Origin of the sequence: Trinickia violacea (assembly GCF_005280735.1) — a bacterium.
In the GTDB taxonomy this organism is placed as follows: Bacteria; Pseudomonadota; Gammaproteobacteria; order Burkholderiales; family Burkholderiaceae; genus Trinickia_A; species Trinickia_A violacea.
Genome location: NZ_CP040077.1, coordinates 2,561,162 through 2,585,897, shown reverse-complemented (window position 1 = coordinate 2,585,897; position 24,736 = coordinate 2,561,162). Strand labels below are relative to the sequence as shown.

Below are 24,736 nucleotides of genomic sequence, written 5' to 3'. Positions count from 1 at the left end.
AGTTGCTCCAAGTTAGCGCTTCAGCGCTTACTTGGAGCCTTCGGCGGTGTACGGTCCTGGCGGCAGAATACTCAAACTCGCGATGCGCCGACGATCCGGGCAAATGCCGGTGGCTCACGCTGCGATGAGCGGCACCTGGATCGGCAGCGCAGGCGCGAGCCTTCAGGGCCAGCTAGGGTGCGCGCTGCCTAATGCACTGGCTGACCCTGCTGCAGCACGTTGCTTCGCGCGCCTTCCTGACGGAGCGACGCGTCAATCCCACTCGGCCGTCGTCTGTTCCGGATCGGCGAGCGTGAGCCCGCCCGCCGGCAGCGGCAGCGCCGTCTTGTAGCGCACCTGCTTGAGCGCGAAGCTGGAGCGGATGTTCGACACGCCCGGAATCGTCGTCAGCCGCTCGATGATGAAGCGTTCGAGCGTACGCATGTCCGGCATCACGACGCGCAGCAGATAGTCGGCGTCGCCCGACATCAGGTAGCACTCCATCACCTCGGGCCGCTGCGAGATGGCTTCTTCGAAGCGCCGCAGCGCGTCCTCGACCTGCTTCTCGAGGCTCACCTGGATGAACACGTTGATCCGCAAGCCGAGCGGCTCGGGATCGAGCAGCGTGACCTGCTGCTTGAAGAGGCCCAGCTTTTCGAGTGCGCGCACGCGATTGAAGCAGGGCGTCGGCGACAGGTTGACGGAGTGCGCGAGCTCCGCGTTCGTGATCCGCGCGTTCTGCTGAAGCTGGTTCAGGATGCCGATGTCGATGCGGTCGAGGCGCCGCGGGTTTGAGCCCATAGTCGAAATATTCCGGAAGTTTGAGTGTCACCAGAATATTTACACTACCGCAGCGCGAAAATCCAAGGAAATGAGACGCAAATTTTGCGGTGCGGCAGGTAGCATGACTTCCCATTGATGCACGCCACGGAGCTTGCGTGCGGGAGACCAGCGATGACGGATTTATCGAGCGGTATCGAGCAGACCCAACGCCTTGAAACGACGAACGCCGACCTCGATCCTGGGGAAACGGCCGAATGGATCGATGCGCTGGACGGCGTCGCCGCCCACGTCGGCAAGGCGCGCGCGCAATATCTGCTCGACCGGCTCGCCGAGCATGCGCGCGCGATCGGACTCGCGTCCTCCCGCATGCCTGTCACGCGTTACCTGAACACGATCCCGCTTGCCGAGCAGCCGCACTATCCCGGCGACCTCGACATCGAGGAGCGGCTGTCAGCCGCGCTGCGCTGGAATGCGCTCGCGATGGTCGTGCGCGCGAACCGCGCGTATGGCGAGCTGGGCGGCCACATCGCGAGCTATGCGTCGGCGTCCGACCTGTTCGAGGTCGGCTTCAACCATTTCTTTCGCGCGGCCGCGCAGGATGGCGGCGCCGGCGCAGGCGGCGATCTCGTCTATTTCCAGCCGCATTCGTCGCCGGGCGTCTACGCGCGGGCGTATCTCGAGGGCTTTCTGACTGAGGATCATCTCCGGCATTACCGCCGCGAAATCGCCGGGCCGGGCCTGTGTTCCTATCCGCATCCTTGGCTGATGCCGGACTTCTGGCAGTTCCCGACCGGCTCGATGGGCATCGGCCCGATCAACGCGATCTACCAAGCGCGCTTCATGCGCTACCTGCAGCACCGCGGCCTCGCGAACACGGACGGCCGCACGGTCTGGGGTTTCTTCGGCGACGGCGAGATGGACGAGCCCGAATCGCTTGGTGCGCTGTCGCTTGCCGCGCGCGAAGGTCTCGACAATCTCGTGTTCGTGATCAACTGCAACCTGCAGCGGCTCGACGGCCCGGTGCGCGGCAACGCTCGCGTGATCGACGAGCTCGAAGCGGTGTTCGCGGGTGCCGGCTGGAACGTGATCAAGGTGCTGTGGGGTTCCGATTGGGACCCGCTGTTCGCGCGCGATCACGCCGGCGCGCTCGCGCGCGCATTCGCCGACACCGTCGACGGCCAGTTCCAGACGTTCTCGGCGAACGACGGCGCGTACAACCGCGCGCACTTCTTCGGTCGGCATCCGGCGCTGGCGGCGCTTGGCGCGCAGCTCACCGATGCCGAGATCGACCGGCTGCGCCGCGGCGGCCACGACGCGCGCAAGCTGCACGCCGCGTATGCGCGTGCGCTCGCTCACAAGGGCCAGCCGACCGTGATCCTCGCGAAGACGATGAAAGGCTTCGGGATGGGAGCGGCGGGGCAGGGCCGCATGACGACCCATCAACAGAAGAAGCTCGGCGTCGACGACCTCAAGGCGTTCCGCGATCGTTTCCGTCTGCCGTTGTCGGACGACGACGTCGAGCAGCTCACGTTTTACAAACCTGCGGAAGACAGCCCGGAAATGCGTTACCTGCATGCCCGCCGGGCTGCCCTGGGAGGCTATCTGCCCAGAAGGCGGAGAGCGGCGTCGAAGGGGCTGACCGTCCCTTCGATACCCACCTGGGGCGCGTTCGCACTCGAGGCGGGCGGCCGCGAGATGTCGACGACGATGGCGCTCGTGCGCATGCTCACCGCGTTGCTGAAGGACGCCGAGATCGGCTCGCGCGTCGTGCCGATCGTCGCCGACGAGGCGCGCACCTTCGGCATGGCCAATATGTTCCGGCAAGTCGGGATCTATTCGCCGCTCGGCCAGCGCTACGAGCCGGAAGACCTCGGCTCGATGCTCTACTACCGCGAGGACACGCGCGGCCAGATTCTCGAAGAAGGGATTTCGGAAGCGGGCGCGATCTCGTCATGGATCGCCGCGGCGACGTCGTACAGCGTGCACGACCTGCCGATGCTGCCGTTCTACATCTACTACTCGATGTTCGGCTTTCAGCGCGTCGGCGACCTGATCTGGGCCGCCGCCGACCAGCGCTCGCGCGGCTTCCTCGTGGGCGCCACGTCGGGCCGCACGACGCTTGGTGGCGAGGGCCTGCAGCATCAGGACGGCACGAGCCACCTCGCGGCATCGACGATTCCGAACTGCCGCGCCTACGATCCGGCGTTCGCGTACGAGGTCGCGACGATCGTCGATGCGGGGATGCGTGAAATGGTCGAGGAGCAGCGCGACGTGTTCTATTACGTGACCGTCACGAACGAGAACTACGCGCAGCCGTCCGTGCCGGAGGGCGACCCTCGCGCTTTGCGCGAAGGCATCCTCAAGGGGCTCTATCCGTTGTCGCCGGCATTGCACGAGACGGCGCGCGTGCAGTTGCTCGGCTCGGGCGCGATTCTGGGCGAGGCGATCGCCGCGCAACGCATGCTGAAGGAAGACTGGGGCATCGACGCCGCCGTGTGGAGCGTGACGAGCTTCACCGAATTGCAGCGCGGCGGCATGGAGGCCGAGCGGCAATCGCGGCTCGGCGACACGCACGTGAGCCCCTACGTGAGCGCCGCGCTCGGTGCGTCGCGCGGGCCGGTGATCGCCGCGACCGACTACGCGCGCGCGGTGCCGGAGCTGATCCGCGCGTACGTGCCTCGGCGGTATGTGACGCTCGGCACCGACGGCTTCGGCCGCAGCGATACGAGGCAGGCGTTGCGCGCGTTCTTCGAGGTCGACCGCGCGAGCATCGTCATTGCCGCGTTGAAGGCGCTCGCGGACGAAGGCGAGATCGATGCCGCCATCGTGCGGGCGGCGCGCGAGCGCTACGAAATGACGGCGCACCCGAGCGCCGCGCCCTGGCAACGGTGATCGGACTGGCGCAACGGGCGGTGCGCCGCCTTTCCAGTCCGGCGCCGCCGCGTGCTCGGCGCACGAGAGGCGAAGCGCCCGCCAGCCCTCAATGCTTGAGGCAGGTGTCCGCATTCTTCCAGGTACAGGTGTCGAGACCGGTGTGGATCAGCGGCTTCACCGTCTTGCCTTCCGCGAGCTCGCGCATCGTCATCGCCGCCCGATAACCCATTTCCTCCGGCCGCTGCCCGACGAGGACATTGACCTTGTGGTCCTTGAGCGCTTGCAGTTCCGGTCCGAGCGTATCGGCCGAGACGATGACGAACTTGCCGCTCTGGATCTTATCCATGATCGGCGCGACGACTTGCGAATAGGCCTGCGGGGCGAAGAGCGGCCAGCCGCCTTCGAGCACGAAGGCATCGAGCCCGGTGGGGTTGGCAGTCAGCGTGTCCTGCATCATCTGGTTCGCCTTGGCGGCGTCGTCGTTCACGTAGAGCGGGCAGGCGCTGATTTCGGTCCAGCCGTTCTCGCCCGCGAGCTTCGCGATCCCCTTCTTGCCGGAGAGAACGTCGCGCGTGCCCTGGGCGCGTTGATTGATGTTCTCGGCCGCGGGGTTGCCCATCACGAGGCAGATCTTGCCGCCGTTCGGCATCAGCAGCTTCAACTGCTCGCCGAGCTTGACGCCCAGGTCGTAGTTGTCGGTGCCGACGTAGCTCTTGCGCAGCGAGGCGTCCTTCGGCAGCAGGTCGGCATCCGCGGTGATGATCGGGATCTTCGTGTGGCGGCGGCGAATCACCTCGGCCACGGCCGGGGCGTTCGAGGGCGAGATCGCGATGGCGGCGACACCCTTGGTCAAAAGATCGTCGATGATCTGCACTTCGGCGCTTTCGTCCGCGGCGGTCGCGGGGCCGGTGTAATAGCAGGTGTAGCCTTGTTGATGGAGTTCCTTGTTCGCCCGGTCGCATCCCTGATGCATGAGGTCGAAGTAGGGGTTGTCGAGACCCTTCACCACCAGCGCCAGGGTCTTGTCGGCTGCGAACGCGGAGGAGGCCAGCATGGCGAGCCCTCCGATCGCGGCAATGCACATCCACGATTTCTTCATTGTTACCTCCTGAGATTTCAACCTCCTTGCCGCTCGCCGCCGAGCCGATTGAAGAGCACGGCGATGATGATGAAGCCGCCGACAACCGTGCCCTGCCAGAACGCGTCGACGCCGAGCAGGATCAGGCTGTTGCGGATCACTTCGATGAGCGCGGCGCCGACGACCGTCCCGAAGGCGCTGCCGACGCCGCCCGCGAGATTCGTGCCGCCGATCACGGTCGCAGCGATCACGCGCAATTCGTCGCCCGTGCCGAGGCCGGTCGTCACCGCGCCGAGCCAGCCGACTTCGAGGATGGCCGCGACGCCTGCCATGAGCCCGCCGAGCACATAGACGGAGCAGATGATGCTGCGCACCGGCACGCCCGTGAGATTCGCCGCATGGCGGTTGCCGCCGACCGCGAAGACGTAGCGGCCCCAGCGCGTCCAGCGAAAGGCGAACCAGAAGAGCACGGCCAGGACGACCAGGAACCACACGGGATTGGCGACGCCGAAGGTCGAGCCGCCGCCGAGCGCCAGGAGTTGGCTGCCGTCCGGGCCGAAATCGAAGATGGTCCGGCTGCCGGAGATCACCAGTGCGAGACTGCGGCCGACGCTCAGCATGCCGAGCGTCACGACGAACGGCTGCATGTCGAGATAGGCGATGAGCAGGCCGTTCACGAGGCCGACAAGCCCCGCGGTCAGGAGCCCCATGCCGATGCCGGCCCAGATCGACCAGCCGGCGTTCATGACCACCGAGAGCACGATGCCGCTGATGCCGATCGTCGAGCCGACCGAAATGTCGATGCCGCCCGTGACGATCACCGCCATCATGCCGAGCGCGACGATGGCGACGAACGCGAAGTTGCGCGTGACGTTGAAAATGTTCTGCTGCGTCGCGAAGGTCGAGGTCACGAACGAGAGCGCGAGGCAGCCGACGAGCGTCGCGAGCACCACCCAGAACACCTGGCTCGCGAGCAAGCCCGTCCAGCGGGTATGGGTCTTCTCTGCTTGCGGCTCGTCGAGCAATCTCGAGATGGGGCTGGGCCGTTCCGGTGGATCGTTCAATTTCCGGGCTCCGATATAGGGCGTGTCAGGCGGCGGAGATCGCTCCGGTGATGAGGCCCGTCACCTCCTCGGGCGACGACGCTTCGGTGCTCTTGTCCGCGACCTTGCGCCCGCGCCGCATGACGACCACGCGATGGGCGACCGAAAACACGTCGGGCATGCGATGGCTGATGAGAATGACCGCGATGCCGTGTTCAGACAGGCGTTTGATGAGGTCGAGCACCTCCGCCACCTGCCGGACGCTGATCGCAGCCGTCGGCTCGTCCATGACGACGAGGCGCGCGTCGGACAGGCGCGTGCGAGCGATCGCCACCGCCTGCCGCTGACCGCCCGACATTTGTCGGACGAGATCGCGAGGGCGCGTCTCCGATTTCAGCTGTTTGAAAAGTTCGCCCGCGCGGCGGTACATGGTCGCGTAATCGAGAATGCGGAAGGGCCCGAAACCGAGCCGCGGCTCGCGGCCGAGGAACACATTGGCGGCCGCCGTGAGGTTGTCGCAGAGCGCGAGGTCCTGGTAGACGACTTCGATGCCCTGAGCGCGGGCGTCGAGCGGCTTGCTGAAATGCACCGGTTTGCCGTCGATCAGCATCTCGCCATGCGAAGGGGGGAAGTTGCCGGCGATGACCTTCGCCAGCGTCGATTTCCCGGCCCCGTTGTCGCCCATGAGCCCGACGACTTGGCCCGGCTCCAGGGTCAGCGTCACGTCGGTCAGGGCTTGAATGGCGCCGAAGTGTTTGGAAACGCCTTTGAGTTCCAGAAGACTCATGGACTGTCTCGCTCGCTCCCGTGGAGCCGCCCATCGCTTTGGCCGGGCGACCAAATAGGCATACTAACTAGCATTTTTTGTATAGCACGAGGGCGCGTTTGGCAAGCCGCGCACGGCCATCGGCTTCATTCGAGACGGAATGGGGGCCAGTGCGCGAGGCGGCGAATCTTGGAAGAGTGACGGCCGGGGCGTCGGCAGCGTGTAAACTACGGTCTTTTTGCCTCTTGCAGTATGGTGCAAGCCCCTCAGCGCACGGCCCTCGGCGGCCCGGCGCTCGTTCGCTTACTCGCGCGCCTGGCCGATGCCGACGTGCCCGAATCCAGCCAACCGCTCTCGGACCGGTTGAGCCAATGGCTCGGCTGGACCGACGCCATCGCGCTGTCGACGGCGTTGAACGGGAATCCACCCCCGGCGGCTTCCGGCGCGCGCGGCGCCGCGATGGACGACGACCTCGCGAAACGGTGCGCCCACGTGCGCAGCGCGTTGACGAAAGCCATCGTCGGCGATAGCGCGTCCGCGTCCGCCAGGCGGGACGGGCGCGCGCCATCGCGCGGCCAGGAAGCCCCGCCGGATGCGCGGCCCGATTTCGCAGTCTTTCGTCAGCGCTATCTTTCGCTGCAACAGACGATGGACACCGAAATCGGCACGCTGCGCACCCGTCTGCGGACGATGCTGGCCAGCAGGCCGCACGGCGTGGCCCGGCTCGCGATGGTGGACGCCGTCATGGAGCGCGCATTGAGCGCGCGCGAGCAGAGCCTCTTTGCCGCGGTGCCCGCGTGGCTCGCCGGGCATTTCCAACGTCTGCGCCAAGCCGAGGACGAAAGGCTGGCCGAAGCCGCCGATGCCAACGCCGACGCCGACGCCGACGCCGAAGAAGTTCCGGCGACGGTCACGCCCGGCGCATGGCTGGACGTGTTCCGCAAGGATATGCAGAGCGTGTTGCTCGCCGAACTCGAGGTTCGGTTCAAACCGGTCGAAGGGCTGCTCGCGGCTCTTCGCACCCGCTAACCAAGACGCTATGTCCAAATTTCGTATCGATCTCGTTGTTTTCTTTGCAGGTCTTTTCGCGGTGTGCTGGATCGGCGCCGGCTATATCGGATCGAACCCGCTCGCGCTCGCCGTCACGCTGTTGATCGGCGCGTGCTACCTGGCGGGCGCCTTCGAATTGCGGCGCTATCAGCAGGCGACGTCGACGCTCGCGCGTGCCGTCGCCGGTCTGTCGGAGCCGCCGCCGCGGCTCGGCGCCTGGCTCGACGCGTTGCATCCCAGCCTGCGCAGCGCGGTGCGAGTGCGTATCGACGGCGAGCGTGCCGCCTTGCCCGGCCCGGCGCTGACGCCGTATCTGGTCGGCTTGCTCGTGCTGCTCGGCATGCTGGGCACGCTGCTCGGCATGGTGGCGACCTTGCGCGGCACCGGGGCCGCGCTCGAAAGCGCGACGGATCTCGACGCGATTCGCGCGTCGCTCGCCGCGCCCGTGAAGGGGCTCGGCTTTGCCTTCGGCACGTCGATTGCGGGTGTCGCCACGTCCGCGATGCTGGGGCTGCTGTCCGCGCTGTGCCGCCGTGAGCGGATCGAGGCGGCGCAGCAGCTCGACGTGAAGATCGCGACCACGTTGCGCGTCTATTCGCACGCCCATCAGCGCGAGGCGTCGTTCAAGCTGCTGCAGCGGCAGGCCGAGGCGATGCCTGCGCTGGTCGATCGTTTGCAGACGATGATGTCGGCGATCGAGCAGCAGAGCCTCGCGTTGAGCGAACGGCAGATCGCAAGCCAGCAAGTTTTCCTCGACAACGCACAGGCCGCCTATACGCGTCTTGCTTCGTCCGTGGGGCAATCGCTCAAGGAGAGCGTTGCCGACGGCGCCCGCGCGGCAAGCGCGGCGCTCCAGCCCGTCGTGGCGGCGACGATGGACGGTCTCAAGCGCGAGACCGCCACGCTGCACGACACGGTGACGCACGCCGTCGAGCGGCAGCTGCACGGGCTGTCGACCGGTTTCGAGACGGCAGCCGCTAACGTCGCGGATATCTGGAACCAGGCGCTGGCCGGGCACCAGCGCTCGAGCGAAGCGCTTGCCGAGCAGCTGCGCGCGTCGCTCGAGCGCTTCGCCGAAACCTTCGAGCATCGCTCGGCGAGCCTGCTGGATGGCGTTTCCGCGCGCCTGGACGCGACCGCCGGTCATGTGTCGGAGGCATGGAACGAGGCGCTGTCGCGGCAAGAGCGCGTCAGCGGGGCCATGGCGGAGCACAACCAGCACGCGCTGACTGCGGCCGCAGGGGTGTTCGAGCAGCACTCGGCGTCGTTGCTTGGCGCCATGAACCAGTCGCATGCCGACTTGCAGACCCAACTGGCGTCGCGTGATCAGGAGCGCCTCGCGGCCTGGACCGAGTCGCTCGCCACGATGGCCGCCGGTTTGCGCGAGGAGTGGGCGCAAACGAGCGCGCGCACCGCGAGCCAGCAACAGGACATCTGCGAGACGCTCGCGCGCACGGCGCGCGACATCACCGGGCAGACACAGGCGCACGCGAGCGGCACGATCGCCGAGATCTCGCGGCTCGTGGAGGCCGCCTCGGAAGCGCCGAGGGCCGCGGCCGAAGTCGTCGCCGAACTGCGCCAGAAGCTCGCCGACAGCATGGCGCGCGACACGGCGATGCTCGCGGAGCGCGCCCGCCTGCTCGACACGCTGGAGACGCTGCTCGATGCCGTGAACCATGCGTCGACCGAGCAGCGCTCGGCGGTCGACGCGCTGGTCGCCACGTCGGCGGATCTGCTGGACCGTGTCGGTAGCCGGTTCACCGACCAGGTCGAAGCCGAAACGCGCCATCTCTCCGAGGTGGCGGCGCAGGTCACCGGCGGCGCCGTCGAAGTGGCGAGCCTGGGCGAGGCGTTCGGCGCGGCCGTGCAGATGTTCGGCGAGTCGAACGACAAGCTCGTGGCCCACCTGCAGCGGATCGAAGCCGCGCTCGACAAGTCGCTCGCGCGCAGCGACGAACAGCTGGCTTATTACGTGGCGCAGGCGCGGGAAGTCATCGACCTGAGCCTGCTGTCGCAGAAGCAGATCATCGAAGACTTGCAGCAGCTTGCCAGTCGAGAGGCCGCTGCCGGAGCGGAGCCGGCATGATGGAAGACATCGACGGCGGGGTGGAACCGGCCGCGCCGATCTGGGCCGCGTTCGGCGACTTGATGTCGGCGTTGTTGGGCGCCTTCGTGCTGATCCTCGTCTGCGTGATCGGCATCCAGCTTCAGCTCTCGGCCAATCTCGAGAAAGAGGTCAAGGAACGGCAACTGGAAACGCAGCGCCGCAAGACGCTCGAACAGGCGCTGGCGGGCCCGCTCGCGGCAGGGCGGATCACGCTCGTCAATGGGCGCATCGGCATCAGCGGCAGCGTGCTGTTCGCGCTGAACTCGGATCAATTGCAGCCCGCAGGCCGCGAGCTGTTGAAGAGCCTGGCCGGGCCGCTGTCGGCCTACCTCAAGTCCCGCGACGAAATTCTGATGGTGAGCGGCTTTGCCGACGACCAGCAGGTGCGCTCGGGCAATCGCCGCTTCGCCGACAACTGGGAGCTGTCGGCCCAGCGTGCGTTGACGGTGACGCGCGCGTTCATCGACGAAGGCGTGCCGGCCTCGTCGGTCTTTGCGGCGGCGTTCGGCTCCGAGCAGCCCGTCAGCTCGAATGCCGACGAGTCGGGGCGGGCGAAGAACCGGCGCGTGGAAATCGCGCCGGTCCCGAGGCCGACCGCATCCAATGGCGGACACGGTGAATAACGGCGGCGCATCCGCCCGGGCGACGCTCGACGCGTGGCGCGAGCGCGGTGCCGATCGCCTGGACCCCGTGCGCTTTCGTTTCATCGATGCGTTGGAGCGGCGCTCGGCCGCGCATAGCGGCGCGGCGCGGCGCATGTTGGACGAGAAGCTGTCCGCGCTGCTCGATGCCTATGCGGGCGATCTCGAGTGCGCCGCGTCCAACGCAGGCGACGGTCTCAACGCGGCATCGTCGCGTGAAACGGCGCTTGGGACGGGGAAGGGTCTGAAAGACCTGGTCGAGTCCATCGCGGCCAGCCGCGCATCGGAAGAAGGCGGGTTATCCGCGGGCAACAATGCAGGGCCCACGCCGCGCTCCTATCCGGAATTGGCGATGCTCGACGAGTTCCGCGAGATCTGGTCCAAAGTCAGCACCGATCGGCAGTTGCGGCAATCGGAGTACCAAGTGCCCAAGAACGCCGGTCCGCTCAATTCGAGCAGCCTCGTGCACCGGTCGCTCTCGCTGATGCGCGAGTTGTCCCCGGGCTATTTGCGGCAGTTCCTTGCGTACGCGGACGCCTTGTCATGGCTGGAGCAGATGACCGCTGTCGCTGCTCCGCCGGCTAAAGAGGCGCCTCGCGCAGCAAGCGCCAAGAAGAGTGCGCGCAGCAAGCCGCGCTAATACCTTTTCAATCCAAGTGCCGATACGCCATCAGGCGGACTCGTCACGCGACGTCATCCCGACCACGTATTCATAGCGCTCGGTGTTCACGTGCGAGATGCGCACTTCGACCGGCAACTGGTGATACGAGTAAGCGACGCGCCGCACCTCGAGCAGCGGGTCGCCTTGCGCGAGACCGAGCAGCTCGCTTTCGAATGCGTTGGCGCTCGCGGCGCGCACGCGCTCGCTGGTGCCGACCACGTTGATGCCGTACGCTTCCTGATAGAAGTTGTAGAGCGTGCTCGAACGCCCGCGCAGCGCGGCCTCGGTCAATCCCGGAAAGCGGGATTCGGCGACGGTGATGGTGTCGACGATGATGGCCTCGCCGTGCAGCGCGAGCCGATTGGTAAACGTCAACACGCGTGCGCCCGGTTCGATGTCGAGCAACTCGGCCACCTCGCGCGTTGCCTTCGCCTTCTTGAACGCGACGAGTTCGACGGTGGGGTAGGTTTTGTCGCCGTCCTGCCGAGTGATCCGGAAGAACCGGAAGTAGTGCTGGTCGCGCTGGTGCTGGGCCACGAACGTCCCGAGCCCTTGGTGGCGGATCAGGATGTTGTCGGCGACGAGTTCGTCGATGGCCTTGCGCAGCGTGCCGATCGATACGCCGAAGCGTTCTGACAGACGCTTTTCCGACGGAATCGCTTCCCCGCCTTTCCACTCCTGCGCGGCGAGCGCCGCCAGCAGCGCGTTCTTCACTTCCTTGTAGCGCGTTCCGCCCACGGCGGAGACACCCAACGTACGCGCGTTCATATTGCCTCCCGCCGGGCCGCCCCAAGGGAGGCAATCGCCCCCTCGGGGGGCAGTGAACGATAGTGAACGTGGGGGCAGTTCATAACACCTCCCTTGATTATTGGATTCCGGCCCTCGGCGGCCGGCTTGTCGTTGGGATTCTACCTTGCGTGGTTGACGTTACACATATAGATGATATAGTTGACGAAGATGCAGGCTCAACCTCACCCCAGGAGCGAAAGATGATCCATATCGTGTTGCACGAGTCGAAGGACACCGTCGGCGTGGCGGTCGTGGAGGGCATCAAGGCAGGCGAGCGGTTGAGCGCGTGGATCATGGACGACGACGAGGTCATCACCGTCGTCGCCAAGCAGGACATCCCGATCGGCCACAAGGTCGCGCTCAAGGACATGAACGTCGGCGATACCGTCTACAAGTACGGCGTCGATATCGGCCGCGTCGTTGCCCCGATCGCCGCCGGCGAGCACGCTCACGTGCACAACATCAAGACGAAGCGCTGGTAAGCGCCGCATCCTCTGCGGCAACCCTTCCTTTCAGTCAAGCCAGAACAGCGAGGCACCATGAGCGTGATCGATTCCAACACGACTTTTCGCGGTTATCGCCGGGCCAATGGGCGCGTCGGCGTGCGCAATCATGTGGTCATCCTGCCGGTCGACGATTTGTCGAACGCAGCCGCGCAAGCCGTCGAAAACAACATCAAGGGCACGATGGCGTTGCCCCATCCTTACGGGCGCCTGCAGTTCGGCGCCGATCTCGACCTGCATTTCCGTACGCTGATCGGCGCGGGGTGCAATCCGAATGTCGCCGCCGTGGTGGTGATCGGCATCGAGGACGGCTGGACCCAGCGCGTGGTCGACGGCATCGCGAAGTCCGGCAAGCCGGTCATGGGCTTCGGCATCGAGCTGCACGGCGATCACGACACGATCATGCGCGCGTCGAAAGCGGCCAAGGACATGGTGCAGTACGCCACCTCGCTCGAGCGCGAGACGTGCCCGATTGCCGATCTGTGGGTGTCGACGAAATGCGGCGAATCGGACACGACCTCGGGCTGCGGCGCAAATCCAACGGTCGGCAACGCGTTCGACAAGCTTTACGGCCTCGGCACCACGCTCGTCTTCGGCGAAACGTCGGAGCTGACGGGCGGCGAGCAGATCGTGGCCGCACGCTGCGCGAACGATCAGGTGCGCGAGCGCTTCCAGTTCATGTTCGATCGCTACCAGGACATGATCAATCGCTGGAAGACCGACGACCTTTCGGAATCCCAACCGACGAAGGGCAACATCGCGGGCGGCCTGACCACAATCGAAGAGAAGGCGCTCGGCAACATCCAGAAGATCGGCAAGAAGTGCGTGATCGACGGCGTGCTCGACAAGGCCGAAGTGCCGGCCGGACCGGGGCTCTGGTTCATGGATTCGTCGTCGGCTGCCGCCGAGATGGTCACGCTGTGCGCGGCTTCAGGCTTCGCCGTGCATTTCTTCCCGACCGGGCAGGGGAACGTGATCGGCAATCCGATCGTGCCCGTCATCAAGATCTGCGCGAACCCGCGCACGGTGCGCACGATGTCGGAGCATATCGACGTCGACGTCTCCGGTCTTCTGCAGCGCGAACAAAACCTCGATCAGGCCGGCGACAAGCTGCTCGAAGCGATGCTTGCGACGATCAGCGGCCGCTGGACGGCTGCTGAAGCGCTGGGTCATCGCGAGTTCGTACTGACGCGGTTGTTCGAAAGCGCGTGAGCGATACCGAAGGGGGCGACAGCCCCTGAATAAAGGCGCGGAGTGCGGCGGGGGCAAGACGAGCTCGCCGCGCTCCGCGCCATTCGGCGCTACCCACTGTGCAGCAGCGAGTTGAGGAGACACGACCTTGCGCCTGCTCAAACATCTTTACGTGCAAGTCCTGATCGGACTGGCCGCCGGCATTCTCGTCGGCTTCTTCGCGCCTGACTTCGGCATTCAAATGAAGCCGTTGGGCGACACCTTCATCCGGCTCATCAAGATGGTCATCACGCTCGTGGTCTTCTGCACCGTGACCGTGGGTATCGCGCGGATGGAGAGCCTCAAGCATGTCGGCCGCGTGGGCTTGAGGACGATCCTGTATTTCGAGGCCGTCACGACGGTCGCACTCGTGCTCGGGCTGGTCGTTGCGAACGTCGCGCATCCGGGCGCGGGCATGAACATCGACCCGAAAGCGCTCGACGCGCACGCCGTGAGCCGCTACGTCGCCGAGGCTCATGCCGGGGCGTCGACCGGCTTGCTCGAAGAGATCGTGCCGAACTCGGTGATCGGCGCGTTCGCAAGCGGGAACCTGCTGCAAGTGCTGCTGTTTTCGGTGCTGTTCGGCATTGCGCTCTCGATCATGGAGACGAAGCCGGCGAGTCGGCGGCGTCCGATGCCGACAGCGTCGTCCGCGTGGGGCCTGTAAGCGAGAGCTCGAACTAACGCCGAGCTTACGGTGCAAGTCGAGCGGGTAAGGCGGAGCAGGCAATGCTCAATGTTTCCGCGATGCTGCCGTTAATGATGCTGTTGCTGTGCGTATAAAAAATCGAACTCCTTAGTTGAGATTCCTGATGAAACGTATCAGTCTGAATGCCAAGCTCTGGTCCGCGCTTACGCTCATGTGGCTGGGGTTGTTGCTTCTCGGGGGCTGGGGTGCGCTGCAGGAGCGCGGCACGATGATTCGCGACCGCCGCGCCGACATCAAGAACATCGTCGATACGGCCGACGACATCGTCAAGGACTACGCGGCGCAAGCGGCGGCCGGCAAGCTGTCGACGGATGCCGCGCAGCAGGAGGCCAAGCAGCGTCTGTCGACGATGCGCTACGGCACCGACGGCTATCTGTTCATTCTCGATTCGCGTCCCGTCGTCGTGATGCACGCGACCAACGCGAGCCTGCGCAACAAGGACGTGAGCAGCGTGCGCGACACGAACGGCAAGCTGCTGTTCGTCGACATGGTGAAGACCGCGCGTGGTGAAGGCGAGGGCTACGTGGACTATGAGGGCATCCTCGTCGGCACCAACACGCGCGCGCCCAAGGTGACGTTCGTCAAATACTTCGAGCCGTGGGACTGGACCATCGCCACCGGCGTCTTCATGCAGGACATCAATCAAGCCTTTTACCGGAACCTGCTGATCAATCTGGCCGTGCTGGCCGCGATCGGCGCGGCGGTGACGATCGCGATGCTGCTGATCATGCGCAACATCAAGCGAAGCCTCGGCGGCGAGCCGGCTTATGCCGCGCAGATCGCGACCCGGATTGCGAGCCGCGATCTGCAAGCGGCGGTGCAATTGCAGCCAGGAGACGACGACAGCCTGTTGCATGCGATCGCCAGCATGCAAACGAATCTGTCGTCCGTGATCGGCGAGATTCGCGCGAGCACGGAGTCGATCACGTCCGCGGCGCAGCAGATCGCGGCGGGCAATCTCGACTTGTCGTCGCGCACCGAAGAGCAGGCGGCGTCGCTGCAGGAGACGGCGGCCAGCATGGAGGAACTGACGGGCGCCGTGCGGAACAACGCGGAGAGTGCGACGCAGGCCACCGCGCTCGCGGCCAAGGCATCCGACATCGCCGCGCGCGGCGGGGACGTGGTGAGTCGCGTCGTGAGCACGATGGAGGAGATTTCGGCGAGCTCGGACAAGATCTCGGACATCATCGGTGTCATCGACGGCATCGCCTTCCAGACGAATATTCTCGCGCTCAACGCGGCCGTCGAGGCGGCGCGCGCGGGCGAACAGGGGCGCGGCTTCGCGGTGGTGGCGGGCGAAGTCCGCACGCTGGCGCAGCGCAGCGCAGCGGCGGCGAAGGAAATCAAGGCTTTGATCGGCGATTCGGCGAGCAAGGTGCAGGGCGGCGCGACGCTCGTCGGCGAAGCGGGCAGGACGATGGAAGCGATCGTACAATCGGTCAAGCAGGTGTCCGGCATCATGGCGGAGATCTCGGCGGCGTCGGCCGAGCAGAGCACGGGCATCGAGCAGGTCAACCAGGCGGTCGCGCAGATGGATACCGTGACGCAGCAGAACGCGGCCTTGGTCGAGCAGGTATCGGCGGCGGCCCACAGCATGCACGATCAGGCCGCGAGCCTCGCGCGGGCAGTCCGGGAGTTCAAGATTCGCGAGACGGCGGCGAACGCGCTCTCAATGCAACGTTGAGACTTGGCAGCGGACCGGGACGCGGCTAGCCGCGTCCCCGGCCGAGAGCGGACTAGGCCCGCTCGACAAGGTCAGGCTTGAGGTTGGCTGCCTTCGGTATTGTCGGTGTTGCTGGCTTCTTCCTCTTTCTTTTTTTCCACCAGATCTTCCAGGGCGCCCGCTCCCTTGAACCCTGCCACAGCCGCAATGCCTTTCGTCAAAAGCGATGCATCCGGATCGACCTTTTCGGTTGCTTCTTATTTCGAGCGTCCTTTGACTTTGCCGCAATAGAGGCTCGACAGCGTCTGCATGATGCTCACGACCTCGGCGCTCGCGAGGCTGTAGTACATGAACTTGCCTTCGCGCCGCGCGCTGACGAGCCCTTCGTCGCGCAGGACGCCGAGATGTTGCGAAAGGCTCGGTTGATGCAGGCCGACGGCCGCTTCGAGTTCGCCTACGTTGTGTTCGCCTTCGGTCAGCTGGCACAGCAGCAACAAGCGGTCCTCCTGGGCCATCGCTTTGAGAAGGGCGCAGCACTTGGAGGCGGATTGCCTCAGTGCCTTGAGTCCGGCGGGAGAAAGGGATTCGCTCATGGGGATTTCCGGGCCTGGCACGGTGCCCGAAGTTATCTAAAAAGACATTATATAAAAATATAAATTAATTGAGCCGAAATGAACGCTAGCCGCCCGCGCCCCCAGCGGTCAGCCAGGCGAACGCGCGCCGCCGCGCTCGACGCTTGCGACGAAGCGGGAGATTTCGTCCGTCAGGGTTTCCGGAGCGTCGCGATGCGGCGAGTGCCCGCCATGCGCGAGCTTGCATAAGCGCGAATGCGGGACGCGATGCGCGATCGTTTCGATCTGCGCCATCGTTCCGTAGTGGTCGTCCTCGGCTTGAATCTCGATGAGCGGGCATCGTATCGCCGCGAGCGCATCGGTGATCGTCCAGTTGCGGAAGGCCGGATCGAGCCAGATGTCGTTCCAGCCGTAGAACGCCGAATCGACGTCCGCGTGATAGCGGGCGAGGCGCGCGCGCAAGTCCGTCGATTCGTAGAGGACTTTTGCCTCCGCAATGCTTTCGACCGTCACGTCCTCAACGAACACGTGCGGTGCGATGACGGCCGCGCCGCGTAACGCGTCAGGAAATGCGCCCGCGTACAAGAGCGCGATCGACCCGCCGTCGCTATGGCCGATCAGCCACATGCGCGCGCGTTCGGCGGCGTCGATATGGAGCGCATCGAGGAACGCCGGCAGGACGTCGTGGGCCTGATACGCCATGAAATCGACGGGCCATTTGACGTCGTGCGGTCGAGGCGTCGAGCGCCCGTATCCGGGGCGCGAATAAACGAGGCCGCGCATGCCGAGCCGGTCGCAGAGCGTCTGCGGCCAGTCCTTCCACATCGCGATCGAACCGAGTCCCTCGTGCAGGAACAGGGCGATGGGCGCGTCTTGCCGATCGCGATTCAGCCATCGATATTCGAGCTGAAGCGCCGGCCGCCCGGCAGTGGCGGTCAGCTCGGCAAAGCCCGCGTCAGGCGAGATCGTGGCGTCGTGTGCTGTCGTGTTCATGTTTGACGGTTGGCTTGCTCGCGAAGCTTGAAGCGCTGGATTTTACCTGTGGCCGTCTTCGGCAGATCGTCGACGAATTGAATCTCCCGCGGATACTTGAAAGGCGCGAGGCGCGATTTGACGAACGCCTTCATCTCGTCCGCGAGCCGATCGTCCGCCACGTGCTCTTGCTTCAGCACGACGAACGCGCAGGTCTTCACGAGCCCGCCATGATCGACGCCGATGACCGCCGCTTCGAGCACCGCTTCGTGCTGCATCAGCGCCATCTCGACCTCGATCGGCGAAACATACTGGCCGCTGACTTTCAGCATGTCGTCGCTGCGGCCGGAGTACACGTAATGCCCGTCGGCAAGGCGCTGGTACTTGTCGCCGCTCTTGACCCATTCGCCGAGGAAGGTCGCGCGCGATTTCTCGCGGTTGCACCAGTACATCACGGCCGAGCTCGGGCCCTTGATGTAGAGATCGCCGATCTCGCCGTCGGCAACGAGACGGCCATGTTCGTCTCGCAGCTCGATTTCATAGCCGGGCACGGGAACGCCGGTCGTGCCGTAGCGGACCGCGCCGGGCCGGTTCGACAGGAAGATGTGGAGCATCTCGGTCGAGCCGAGGCCGTCGAGGATCTCGCAGCCGAAGTGCGCGCTGAATCGCTCGCCGATCTGGCTCGGCAGCGCCTCGCCGGCCGACGTGCAGATGCGCAGCGCGACTTCGCTGCGAGCGGGCAGGCTCGGCGACGCCATGATGTTCGCGTACAAGGTCGGCACGCCGTAGAAGACGGTCGGCCGGTATTCGACCATGCGCCGCAGCACGGCATGGGTCGTCGGGCGCTCGGCCATCAGCACAGTCGTCGCGCCGACCGAGAGCGGGAACGTCAAGGCATTGCCGAGTCCGTACGCGAAGAACAGCTTCGCGGCGGAAAACACGACATCCGTTTCGCGAATGCCGAGGATCGCTTTGCCGTACAGCTCGGCCGTCCAATAGAGATTGGCGTGGGTGTGGACGGTGCCCTTGGGCTTGCCGGTCGAGCCCGAGGAGTAGAGCCAGAATGCGATGTCGTCGGCGTGGGTCGCGAGCGGGTGAGGCGCAGGCTCGGCCGCGTCGATCAGCGCGCGCAGGTCGTGCCCGGCGCACTCGGGTTCGGAGGGCTGCCGCGCGACGATCTGCAGGCTTTGGTCGAGGCCCGATTCGGCGAGCGCCTCGGCGACGACGGCCTGCAGCGCGGATGACACGACGACTGCGCGTGCCCGGCTGTGCGTCAGCATGTAGACGTAATCGGCCGGCGTCAGCAGCGTGTTGACGATGACCGGCACGACGCCCGCGTAAAGCGCACCGAGAATGACGACGGGCAAATCCGCCGAATCGAGCATGACGAGCAGGATGCGCTCGTCGGGGTGCACGTCGAGCCGGCGCAACGCGGCGGCGAAGCGGCGGGAGCGCGATTCGAGTTCGCCGTAGGTGGTCGCGCCGTAGTCGTCGATGTACGCGGTTTTCTCCGCCCTCGACGCGTTCAAGCCGAAAACATGCGCGGCGAAGTTGAACAAGGCGGGCGGGGCGGCCGCTTTCGCGGGCGCCGTCGTGGCGGGCTCCATCATGTTTCGTCTCCGTCCGATCATGCGGCCGCTTAGGTGGCTGCTTAGGTGGCTGCTTATGCGGCGCACTCCGATTTGTCGGGTATCGGTATTTTCGCGAAAATTAGCGACTGCAATCGCGCGTGTCACGCACTATAGTGCATATACCGAAGTCGTGGAACGATAAACATGAAGCAGGTTTACCCTGAAGTGACGCAGTCCGATGCGCAAAGCGCAGCGCAGGAGACCGCGGATAACGAGGCGCGCAACGCCGAAGCGGTGGAGCGCGACCCGTTCATGGCCGCCATGGGCGAGCGCGTGCGCCTGCTGCGCGCGAGGCGCGGCATGACGCGCAAGACGCTCGCGACCGAGACGGGGCTTTCGGAGCGGCACCTCGCCAACCTCGAATCGGGCGTCGGCAATCCGTCCGTGCAGGTGTTGCGGCAGATCGCGTCCACGCTGGGCTGCCCGCTTGCGGAGATCATCGGCGACGTCACGACGTCGTCCGCCGAATGGCTGCTGATCCGCGAGCTGCTGCAGGATCGCGACCAGGCCGCCTTGCATCGCTGCCGCGTTGCGCTCGAGGACTTGCTGCAGGCGGCGCCGGCCGATCCGCACCGCAAGGAGCGCCTCGCCCTCATCGGCTTGCGCGGCGCGGGCAAGTCGACGCTGGGCCGGATGCTCGCGCAGGAGCTCAAGGTGCCGTTCATCGAGCTGAACCGCGTGATCGAGCAGCTCGCGGGCTGCCCGCCGTCCGAGATCCATTCGCTCTACGGGGCGAGCGCGTACCGGCGCTACGAGCACCGGGCCCTCGAAGGGGTGATCGCCGAGCATCCGCGGGCGGTGATCGCTTCGCCTGGAGGGCTCGTGTCGGAGCCGGCCACGTTCAGCATGCTGCTCGCGCACTGCTTCACGATCTGGCTGCAAGCGTCGCCGGGAGAGCACATGCAGCGCGTGATCGCGCAAGGCGACTTGCGGCCGATGTCCGGAAACCGCGAAGCCATGGACGACCTCAAGCGGATTCTCGCCGGCCGCAGCGAGCTGTACGGCCGCGCCGACATGGCGTACGACACGAGCGACAAGACGCTCGCCGATGCTTATCTGCAGCTTCGCGACCGGCTTGCTGCGCGCCTCGCGGCCGAGACGTAGCCACGCGAAGGAGTGCGACGAGGTTTACCCTAGGTTGCCGTGGTGTATGCATTAAAATGCTTTACGTGTCTCTTTGTGTGCACTATCGTTCATCGAAACGATGGCGAACACCAGGAGACGCCCATGTCTGCACCGCAGTCCCGTGTCGACTACCGCACCGACCCCTCGCAATACCGGCATTGGAAGCTCACGTTCGACGGCCCGGTCGCCACGCTCGGCATCGACATCGCCGAAGACGGCGGCATCCGCGACGGCTACAAGCTCAAGCTCAATTCCTATGACCTGGGCGTCGACATCGAGCTGCACGACGCGCTTCAGCGCATCCGCTTCGAGCATCCGGAGGTCCGCTCGGTCGTCGTGACGAGCCTCAAGGACCGCGTGTTCTGCTCGGGCGCGAATATCTTCATGCTCGGCCTCTCGTCGCACGCCTGGAAGGTGAACTTCTGCAAGTTCACGAACGAGACGAGGAACGGCATGGAAGACTCGTCGCGCGAATCGGGGCTCAAGTTCGTCGCGGCGGTCAACGGCTCGTGCGCGGGCGGCGGCTATGAACTCGCGATGGCCTGCGACGAGATCTGGCTCGTGGACGACCGCTCGTCGTCGGTTGCGCTGCCGGAGGTGCCGCTGCTGGGTGTCCTGCCGGGCACGGGCGGCCTGACGCGCCTCACCGACAAGCGCCGCGTGCGGCACGATCACGCCGATATTTTTTGCACGGTGGTCGAGGGCATTCGCGGCGAGCGCGCGAAGGCGTGGCGGCTCGTCGACGAGGTCGTGAAGCCCAATCAGTTCGAGCAGGCGATTCACGCCCGCGCACTCGAACTGGCAGCGCAAAGCGACCGGCCCGCCGAGGCCAAAGGCATCGCATTGACCCGCATCGAGCGCACAGAACGTGAGGACAGCCTCGCCTACGACACCGTCGACGTGACGATCGATCGCGCCAAGCGCACCGCGACGTTTACCGCAAAAGCGCCTGCAGGCGCCCCGCCCGCGGATATCGACGCCATCGTCGCAGCCGGCGCGAACTGGTGGCCGCTGAAATTCGCCCGCGAACTCGACGACGCGATCCTCTCGATGCGCACCAACGAACTCGACATCGGCACGTGGATCTTCAAGACCGCAGGCGACGCGAAGACGGTGCTCGCGGCGGACGCGTCCCTGATGGCCCATCGCGATCACTGGTTCGTGCGGGAAACGATCGGCATGCTGCGCCGCACGTTGGCGCGCATCGACGTGTCGTCGCGCTCGCTCTTCGCGCTGATCGAGCCGGGCTCGTGCTTCGCGGGCACGTTCGCGGAACTCGCGTTCGCCGCCGACCGCAGCTACATGGCGGCGCTGCCCGCCAACGAGGACGAAGAGCCTGCGATCACGCTGTCGGAGGTCAACTTCGGCCTCTATCCGATGGTCACGCGCCAATCGCGCCTCGCGCGCCGCTTCTACGACGAGGCCGTGCCGCTCGACGCCGCGCGCGCAACGATCGGCCAGCCGATCAAGCCCGCCGAGGCCGAGCGGCTCGGCCTCGTGACCGCGGCGCCCGACGACCTCGACTGGGCCGACGAAATCCGCATCGCGCTCGAAGAGCGCGCGGCGATGTCGCCCGACGCGCTGACGGGGCTCGAAGCGAACCTGCGCTTCAACGGCCCGGAGACGATGGAAACGCGCATTTTCGGGCGCTTGTCCGCGTGGCAGAACTGGATCTTCAACCGGCCGAACGCGGTGGGCGAGAAGGGCGCCCTCAAGGTGTACGGCAAGGGCGCCAAGGCGCAGTTCGACGCGGCCCGCGTTTGATGTGCCGGCCGAAACGCGTCCGGTCCGCACTCGACGAACCCCTCACAAGGTACTGACATGTCCACGATCAACTACAGCGAGAAGATCCCGAACAACGTCAACCTGGCCGACGACCGCACGCTGCAGCGCGCGCTCGAGCAATGGCAGCCGAACTTCCTGTCCTGGTGGTCCGACATGGGGCCGGAAGGCTCGCACCATTTCGATGTCTATCTGCGCACGGCAGTGAGCGTCGATCCGGGCGGCTGGGCGCACTTCGACTACGTGAAGATGCCCGATTACCGCTGGGGCATCTTCCTCGCGCCGGGTGATGCCGAGCGCAAGATCCATTTCGGCGAGCACAAGGGCGAGGCCGCGTGGCACGACGTGCCGGGCGAGCATCGCGCGAACCTGCGCCGCATCATCGTCACGCAGGGCGACACCGAACCCGCTTCGGTCGAGCAGCAGCGTCACCTGGGCCTCACGGCGCCGTCGCTGTACGACCTGCGCAATCTGTTCCAAGTGAACGTGGAAGAGGGCCGCCATTTGTGGGCGATGGTGTACCTGCTGCATCGCTACTTCGGCCGCGACGGCCGTGAGGAGGCCGAAGCATTGCTCGGCCGGCGCTCCGGCGACGACGACAATCCACGCATTCTCGGCGCATTCAACGAGAAGACGCCCGACTGGCTCGCGTTCTTCATGTTCACGTACTTCACGGACCGTGACGGCAAGTTCCAGCTCTCCGCGCTCGCCGAATCGGGCTTCGATCCGCTCGCGCGCACGACGAAGTTCATGCTGACCGAGGAAGCGCATCACATGTTCGTCGGCGAGTCGGGCGTGTCGCGCGTCGTCCAGCGCACCGCGCAGGTCATGAACGAGCTGAAGACCCAGGACGCCTCGGCAATCCGCGCGGCCGGCGTGATCGATCTCGACACAATCCAGCGCTACTTGAACTTTCACTACTCGGTGACGATCGACCTGTTCGGCGCCGACCAATCGTCGAACGCGGCGACGTTCTACAGCGCGGGCCTCAAGGGCCGCTACGAGGAGACCAAGCGCGATGACGACCATCAATTGAGCGGCCAGACCTACCGGCTGCTCGACGTCGAAGACGGCAAGCTCGTCGAGCGCGATGCACCGATGCTCAACTCGATGAACGAGGTGCTGCGCGACGACTACATCAAGGATTCGATCGCGGGCGTGAACCGCTGGAACAAGGTGCTCGAAAAGGCCGGCGTCGACTTCCGCCTGACGGTGCCGCACAAGGCGTTCAACCGGCAGATCGGCACCTTCGCGGGCATCCGCGTGTCGCCGGACGGTCGCGTCGTGAGCGAGGCGGAATGGGCGGCCAACGAGGCGAAATGGCTGCCGACATCGGACGACCGCGCGTTCGTGGCGTCGCTGATGGGGCGCGTGGTCGAGCCGGGCAAGTTCGCGAACTGGATCGCGCCACCCGCGATGGGGATCAAGGGGCAGCCCCTCGATTTCGAATACGTGCGCTTCAACTGAAATCATGAACGCCCCAGAACCCATCGAGATCATCAAGCAGCATCTGATCGATCCCGAGATCTGCATCCGCTGCAATACGTGTGAAGAGACGTGCCCGATCGATGCGATCACGCACGACGATCGCAACTACGTCGTGAAGGCGGACGTCTGCAATGGCTGCATGGCCTGCATCGGACCTTGCCCGACCGGCGCGATCGATAACTGGCGCCACGTGATGAAGGCAGAGGCGTACGGCACCGACGAGCAATTCACATGGGACGAACTGCCCGCGCAGAACACGACGGCGGCAGCGGTGCCCGAGCCACCGGGCGATGCCGCCGCCGCTCTCGAAGCGGACAACGACCTCGTCGCCTCCGATATGGTGCGCGGCGCGTCGGTGCCGCCGTGGTCGGCGGCGAAGCCTTACGTGAACCTCTACACGCACAAGGCGCCGACCACGGCGACCGTGGTCGGCAACTACCGGCTCACGGACGAATCGGTCGAGAGCGACATCCATCACATCGTGCTCGATTTCGGCGCGATGCCGTTTCCGGTGCTGGAGGGGCAGTCGATCGGCATCCTGCCGCCCGGCGCGAGTGCCGACGGCAAGCCGCACCACGCGCGCCAGTATTCGATCGCGAGCCCTCGCGACGGCGAGCGTCCGCGCTACAACAACGTCTCGCTGACCGTGAAGCGCGTGACGCACGATCACGGCGGCGATCCGACCGACGGCGTCTGCTCGAACTACCTCTGCGACCTGAAGAAAGGCGACACCGTCACCGTGATCGGACCGTTCGGCACGACGTTCCTGATGCCGAATCATCCGAATTCGCACCTGCTGATGATCTGCACCGGCACCGGCTCGGCGCCGATGCGCGCGATGACCGAGTACCGGCGGCGCCGGCGCCTCAAGGGCGCGACTGGCAAGCTGATGCTGTTTTTCGGCGCGCGCACGAAAGAGGAGCTGCCGTACTTCGGGCCGCTCACGAATCTGCCGAAGGATTTCATCGACACGAACCTCGCGTTCTCGCGCACGGCCGGGGTGCCGAAGCGCTACGTGCAGGACGCGATGCGCGAGCGCGCGGGCGACGTCGCGCAGCTTTTGAAGGACGACAACGCCTACGTCTACGTGTGCGGCTTGAAGGGCATGGAGGACGGCGTGCTGCAGGCGTTGCAGGAGATCGCCGGCGCGAGCGGGCTCGACTGGGAAGCGCTGTGGTCGCGGCTCAAGCGCGAAGGGCGGCTGCACCTCGAGACGTATTGAAGAGTCCGGCGGCGGTGACTCGCGATTGATGGAGATCAACGGCTAAAGCGCACGGGTGCGGCGTGCGG

At 65.6% G+C, this 24,736-nt stretch carries 22 protein-coding genes; 13 read left to right on the top strand and 9 right to left on the bottom strand.

The window, feature by feature from the left end; translation table 11 throughout:
• Positions 1 to 252 precede the first annotated feature (252 nt).
• Positions 253 to 780 carry an Lrp/AsnC family transcriptional regulator gene (locus FAZ95_RS11700; protein ID WP_137332603.1) on the bottom strand — a complete coding sequence of 176 codons (528 nt, stop codon included), beginning with the start codon at positions 778 to 780 and terminating at the stop codon, positions 253 to 255.
• Positions 781 to 933: 153 nt separating this feature from the next.
• On the opposite strand from FAZ95_RS11700, the gene mdeB reads away from it, so the two are divergent.
• Positions 934 to 3,654 carry an alpha-ketoglutarate dehydrogenase gene (gene mdeB, locus FAZ95_RS11695; RefSeq protein ID WP_137332602.1) on the top strand — a complete coding sequence of 907 codons (2,721 nt, stop codon included), beginning with the start codon at positions 934 to 936 and terminating at the stop codon, positions 3,652 to 3,654.
• An 88-nt stretch (positions 3,655 to 3,742) separates the two neighbouring features.
• Here mdeB and FAZ95_RS11690 read toward each other — a convergent pair whose 3' ends face one another.
• The 3 genes from FAZ95_RS11690 to FAZ95_RS11680 are packed head-to-tail and all read right to left on the bottom strand — an operon-like array spanning position 3,743 to position 6,481.
• Positions 3,743 to 4,735: a sugar-binding protein gene (locus tag FAZ95_RS11690; protein WP_137332601.1), complete on the bottom strand. Its 993-nt coding sequence runs from the start codon at positions 4,733 to 4,735 to the stop codon at positions 3,743 to 3,745.
• 17 nt (positions 4,736 to 4,752) lie between these two features.
• A complete protein-coding gene (locus FAZ95_RS11685) occupies positions 4,753 to 5,778 on the bottom strand; it encodes an ABC transporter permease (protein ID WP_254699677.1) in 1,026 nt (341 codons plus the stop codon).
• Between the two features lie 25 nt (positions 5,779 to 5,803).
• A complete protein-coding gene (locus FAZ95_RS11680) occupies positions 5,804 to 6,481 on the bottom strand; it encodes an ATP-binding cassette domain-containing protein (RefSeq protein ID WP_254699676.1) in 678 nt (225 codons plus the stop codon).
• A 294-nt stretch (positions 6,482 to 6,775) separates the two neighbouring features.
• On the opposite strand from FAZ95_RS11680, the gene FAZ95_RS11675 reads away from it, so the two are divergent.
• The 4 genes from FAZ95_RS11675 to FAZ95_RS11660 are packed head-to-tail and all read left to right on the top strand — an operon-like array spanning position 6,776 to position 10,961.
• A complete protein-coding gene (locus FAZ95_RS11675) occupies positions 6,776 to 7,552 on the top strand; it encodes a DUF3348 domain-containing protein (protein ID WP_137332599.1) in 777 nt (258 codons plus the stop codon).
• A 10-nt stretch (positions 7,553 to 7,562) separates the two neighbouring features.
• Entirely contained in the window at positions 7,563 to 9,659 is a 2,097-nt protein-coding gene (locus FAZ95_RS11670) for a DUF802 domain-containing protein (RefSeq protein WP_137332598.1), read from the top strand.
• Positions 9,656 to 10,303 (top strand): OmpA family protein, encoded by a 648-nt coding sequence (locus FAZ95_RS11665; protein WP_137332597.1) that lies wholly within the window; start codon positions 9,656 to 9,658, stop codon positions 10,301 to 10,303. Before FAZ95_RS11670 ends, FAZ95_RS11665 begins: the two co-directional genes overlap by 4 nt.
• The gene (locus FAZ95_RS11660) at positions 10,284 to 10,961 is read left to right on the top strand and encodes a DUF2894 domain-containing protein (RefSeq protein ID WP_137332596.1); all 678 of its coding nucleotides are present in this window, start codon (positions 10,284 to 10,286) and stop codon (positions 10,959 to 10,961) included. The genes FAZ95_RS11665 and FAZ95_RS11660 overlap by 20 nt, the downstream gene beginning before the upstream one ends.
• A 30-nt stretch (positions 10,962 to 10,991) precedes the next feature.
• Here the strand turns inward: FAZ95_RS11660 and FAZ95_RS11655 are convergent, their stop codons facing one another.
• Positions 10,992 to 11,750, bottom strand: a complete 759-nt coding sequence (locus FAZ95_RS11655; protein WP_137332595.1) for a GntR family transcriptional regulator — start codon at positions 11,748 to 11,750, stop codon at positions 10,992 to 10,994.
• A 221-nt stretch (positions 11,751 to 11,971) separates the two neighbouring features.
• On the opposite strand from FAZ95_RS11655, the gene FAZ95_RS11650 reads away from it, so the two are divergent.
• The 4 genes from FAZ95_RS11650 to FAZ95_RS11635 all read left to right on the top strand — a co-directional run bounded on the left by FAZ95_RS11650 (position 11,972) and on the right by FAZ95_RS11635 (position 15,897).
• Positions 11,972 to 12,253: a UxaA family hydrolase gene (locus FAZ95_RS11650; protein WP_137332594.1), complete on the top strand. Its 282-nt coding sequence runs from the start codon at positions 11,972 to 11,974 to the stop codon at positions 12,251 to 12,253.
• Positions 12,254 to 12,310: 57 nt separating this feature from the next.
• Positions 12,311 to 13,486 carry a UxaA family hydrolase gene (locus tag FAZ95_RS11645; protein WP_137332593.1) on the top strand — a complete coding sequence of 392 codons (1,176 nt, stop codon included), beginning with the start codon at positions 12,311 to 12,313 and terminating at the stop codon, positions 13,484 to 13,486.
• A gap of 127 nt (positions 13,487 to 13,613) precedes the next feature.
• Entirely contained in the window at positions 13,614 to 14,171 is a 558-nt protein-coding gene (locus FAZ95_RS11640; RefSeq protein ID WP_254699675.1) for a cation:dicarboxylate symporter family transporter, read from the top strand.
• Positions 14,172 to 14,316: 145 nt separating this feature from the next.
• Positions 14,317 to 15,897 (top strand): methyl-accepting chemotaxis protein, encoded by a 1,581-nt coding sequence (locus FAZ95_RS11635; protein ID WP_137332592.1) that lies wholly within the window; start codon positions 14,317 to 14,319, stop codon positions 15,895 to 15,897.
• Between the two features lie 71 nt (positions 15,898 to 15,968).
• On the opposite strand, the gene FAZ95_RS40490 is transcribed toward FAZ95_RS11635, so the two are convergent.
• From FAZ95_RS40490 to FAZ95_RS11620, 4 genes are all read right to left on the bottom strand, one after another.
• Positions 15,969 to 16,097, bottom strand: coding sequence for a hypothetical protein (locus FAZ95_RS40490; RefSeq protein WP_302674731.1), 129 nt, complete (start codon positions 16,095 to 16,097; stop codon positions 15,969 to 15,971).
• A gap of 36 nt (positions 16,098 to 16,133) precedes the next feature.
• Positions 16,134 to 16,469, bottom strand: a complete 336-nt coding sequence (locus FAZ95_RS11630; protein WP_137332591.1) for an ArsR/SmtB family transcription factor — start codon at positions 16,467 to 16,469, stop codon at positions 16,134 to 16,136.
• 108 nt (positions 16,470 to 16,577) lie between these two features.
• A complete protein-coding gene (locus FAZ95_RS11625; RefSeq protein WP_137332590.1) occupies positions 16,578 to 17,441 on the bottom strand; it encodes an alpha/beta fold hydrolase in 864 nt (287 codons plus the stop codon).
• Complete coding sequence (locus FAZ95_RS11620) at positions 17,438 to 19,030, bottom strand: benzoate-CoA ligase family protein (protein ID WP_137332589.1); 1,593 nt, start codon at positions 19,028 to 19,030, stop codon at positions 17,438 to 17,440. Before FAZ95_RS11620 ends, FAZ95_RS11625 begins: the two co-directional genes overlap by 4 nt.
• Positions 19,031 to 19,195: 165 nt before the next feature.
• Here FAZ95_RS11620 and FAZ95_RS11615 point away from each other — a divergent pair, with 165 nt between their 5' ends.
• The 4 genes from FAZ95_RS11615 to boxA all read left to right on the top strand — a co-directional run bounded on the left by FAZ95_RS11615 (position 19,196) and on the right by boxA (position 24,668).
• Entirely contained in the window at positions 19,196 to 20,155 is a 960-nt protein-coding gene (locus tag FAZ95_RS11615) for a helix-turn-helix transcriptional regulator (protein WP_137332588.1), read from the top strand.
• A 123-nt stretch (positions 20,156 to 20,278) separates the two neighbouring features.
• Positions 20,279 to 21,940, top strand: a complete 1,662-nt coding sequence (gene boxC / locus FAZ95_RS11610) for a 2,3-epoxybenzoyl-CoA dihydrolase (RefSeq protein WP_137332587.1) — start codon at positions 20,279 to 20,281, stop codon at positions 21,938 to 21,940.
• A 57-nt stretch (positions 21,941 to 21,997) separates the two neighbouring features.
• Positions 21,998 to 23,425: a benzoyl-CoA 2,3-epoxidase subunit BoxB gene (gene boxB / locus FAZ95_RS11605; RefSeq protein ID WP_137332586.1), complete on the top strand. Its 1,428-nt coding sequence runs from the start codon at positions 21,998 to 22,000 to the stop codon at positions 23,423 to 23,425.
• A 4-nt stretch (positions 23,426 to 23,429) separates the two neighbouring features.
• On the top strand, positions 23,430 to 24,668 hold the full coding sequence (gene boxA, locus FAZ95_RS11600) for a benzoyl-CoA 2,3-epoxidase subunit BoxA (RefSeq protein ID WP_137332585.1): 1,239 nt from the start codon (positions 23,430 to 23,432) through the stop codon (positions 24,666 to 24,668).
• Positions 24,669 to 24,736: the final 68 nt, after the last annotated feature.

Coding starts and splice junctions, on each gene's coding strand:
- boxA (WP_137332585.1), top strand. CDS start 23,430: ATGAACGCCCCAGAACCCATCGAGATCATCAAGCAGCATCTGATCGAT.
- FAZ95_RS11670 (WP_137332598.1), top strand. CDS start 7,563: ATGTCCAAATTTCGTATCGATCTCGTTGTTTTCTTTGCAGGTCTTTTC.
- FAZ95_RS11615 (WP_137332588.1), top strand. CDS start 19,196: ATGAAGCAGGTTTACCCTGAAGTGACGCAGTCCGATGCGCAAAGCGCA.
- FAZ95_RS11665 (WP_137332597.1), top strand. CDS start 9,656: ATGATGGAAGACATCGACGGCGGGGTGGAACCGGCCGCGCCGATCTGG.
- FAZ95_RS11650 (WP_137332594.1), top strand. CDS start 11,972: ATGATCCATATCGTGTTGCACGAGTCGAAGGACACCGTCGGCGTGGCG.
- boxB (WP_137332586.1), top strand. CDS start 21,998: ATGTCCACGATCAACTACAGCGAGAAGATCCCGAACAACGTCAACCTG.
- mdeB (WP_137332602.1), top strand. CDS start 934: ATGACGGATTTATCGAGCGGTATCGAGCAGACCCAACGCCTTGAAACG.
- FAZ95_RS11655 (WP_137332595.1), bottom strand. CDS start 11,750: ATGAACGCGCGTACGTTGGGTGTCTCCGCCGTGGGCGGAACGCGCTAC.
- boxC (WP_137332587.1), top strand. CDS start 20,279: ATGTCTGCACCGCAGTCCCGTGTCGACTACCGCACCGACCCCTCGCAA.
- FAZ95_RS11690 (WP_137332601.1), bottom strand. CDS start 4,735: ATGAAGAAATCGTGGATGTGCATTGCCGCGATCGGAGGGCTCGCCATG.
- FAZ95_RS11660 (WP_137332596.1), top strand. CDS start 10,284: ATGGCGGACACGGTGAATAACGGCGGCGCATCCGCCCGGGCGACGCTC.
- FAZ95_RS11700 (WP_137332603.1), bottom strand. CDS start 780: ATGGGCTCAAACCCGCGGCGCCTCGACCGCATCGACATCGGCATCCTG.
- FAZ95_RS11675 (WP_137332599.1), top strand. CDS start 6,776: ATGGTGCAAGCCCCTCAGCGCACGGCCCTCGGCGGCCCGGCGCTCGTT.
- FAZ95_RS11625 (WP_137332590.1), bottom strand. CDS start 17,441: ATGAACACGACAGCACACGACGCCACGATCTCGCCTGACGCGGGCTTT.
- FAZ95_RS11635 (WP_137332592.1), top strand. CDS start 14,317: ATGAAACGTATCAGTCTGAATGCCAAGCTCTGGTCCGCGCTTACGCTC.
- FAZ95_RS11645 (WP_137332593.1), top strand. CDS start 12,311: ATGAGCGTGATCGATTCCAACACGACTTTTCGCGGTTATCGCCGGGCC.
- FAZ95_RS11630 (WP_137332591.1), bottom strand. CDS start 16,469: ATGAGCGAATCCCTTTCTCCCGCCGGACTCAAGGCACTGAGGCAATCC.
- FAZ95_RS11620 (WP_137332589.1), bottom strand. CDS start 19,030: ATGATGGAGCCCGCCACGACGGCGCCCGCGAAAGCGGCCGCCCCGCCC.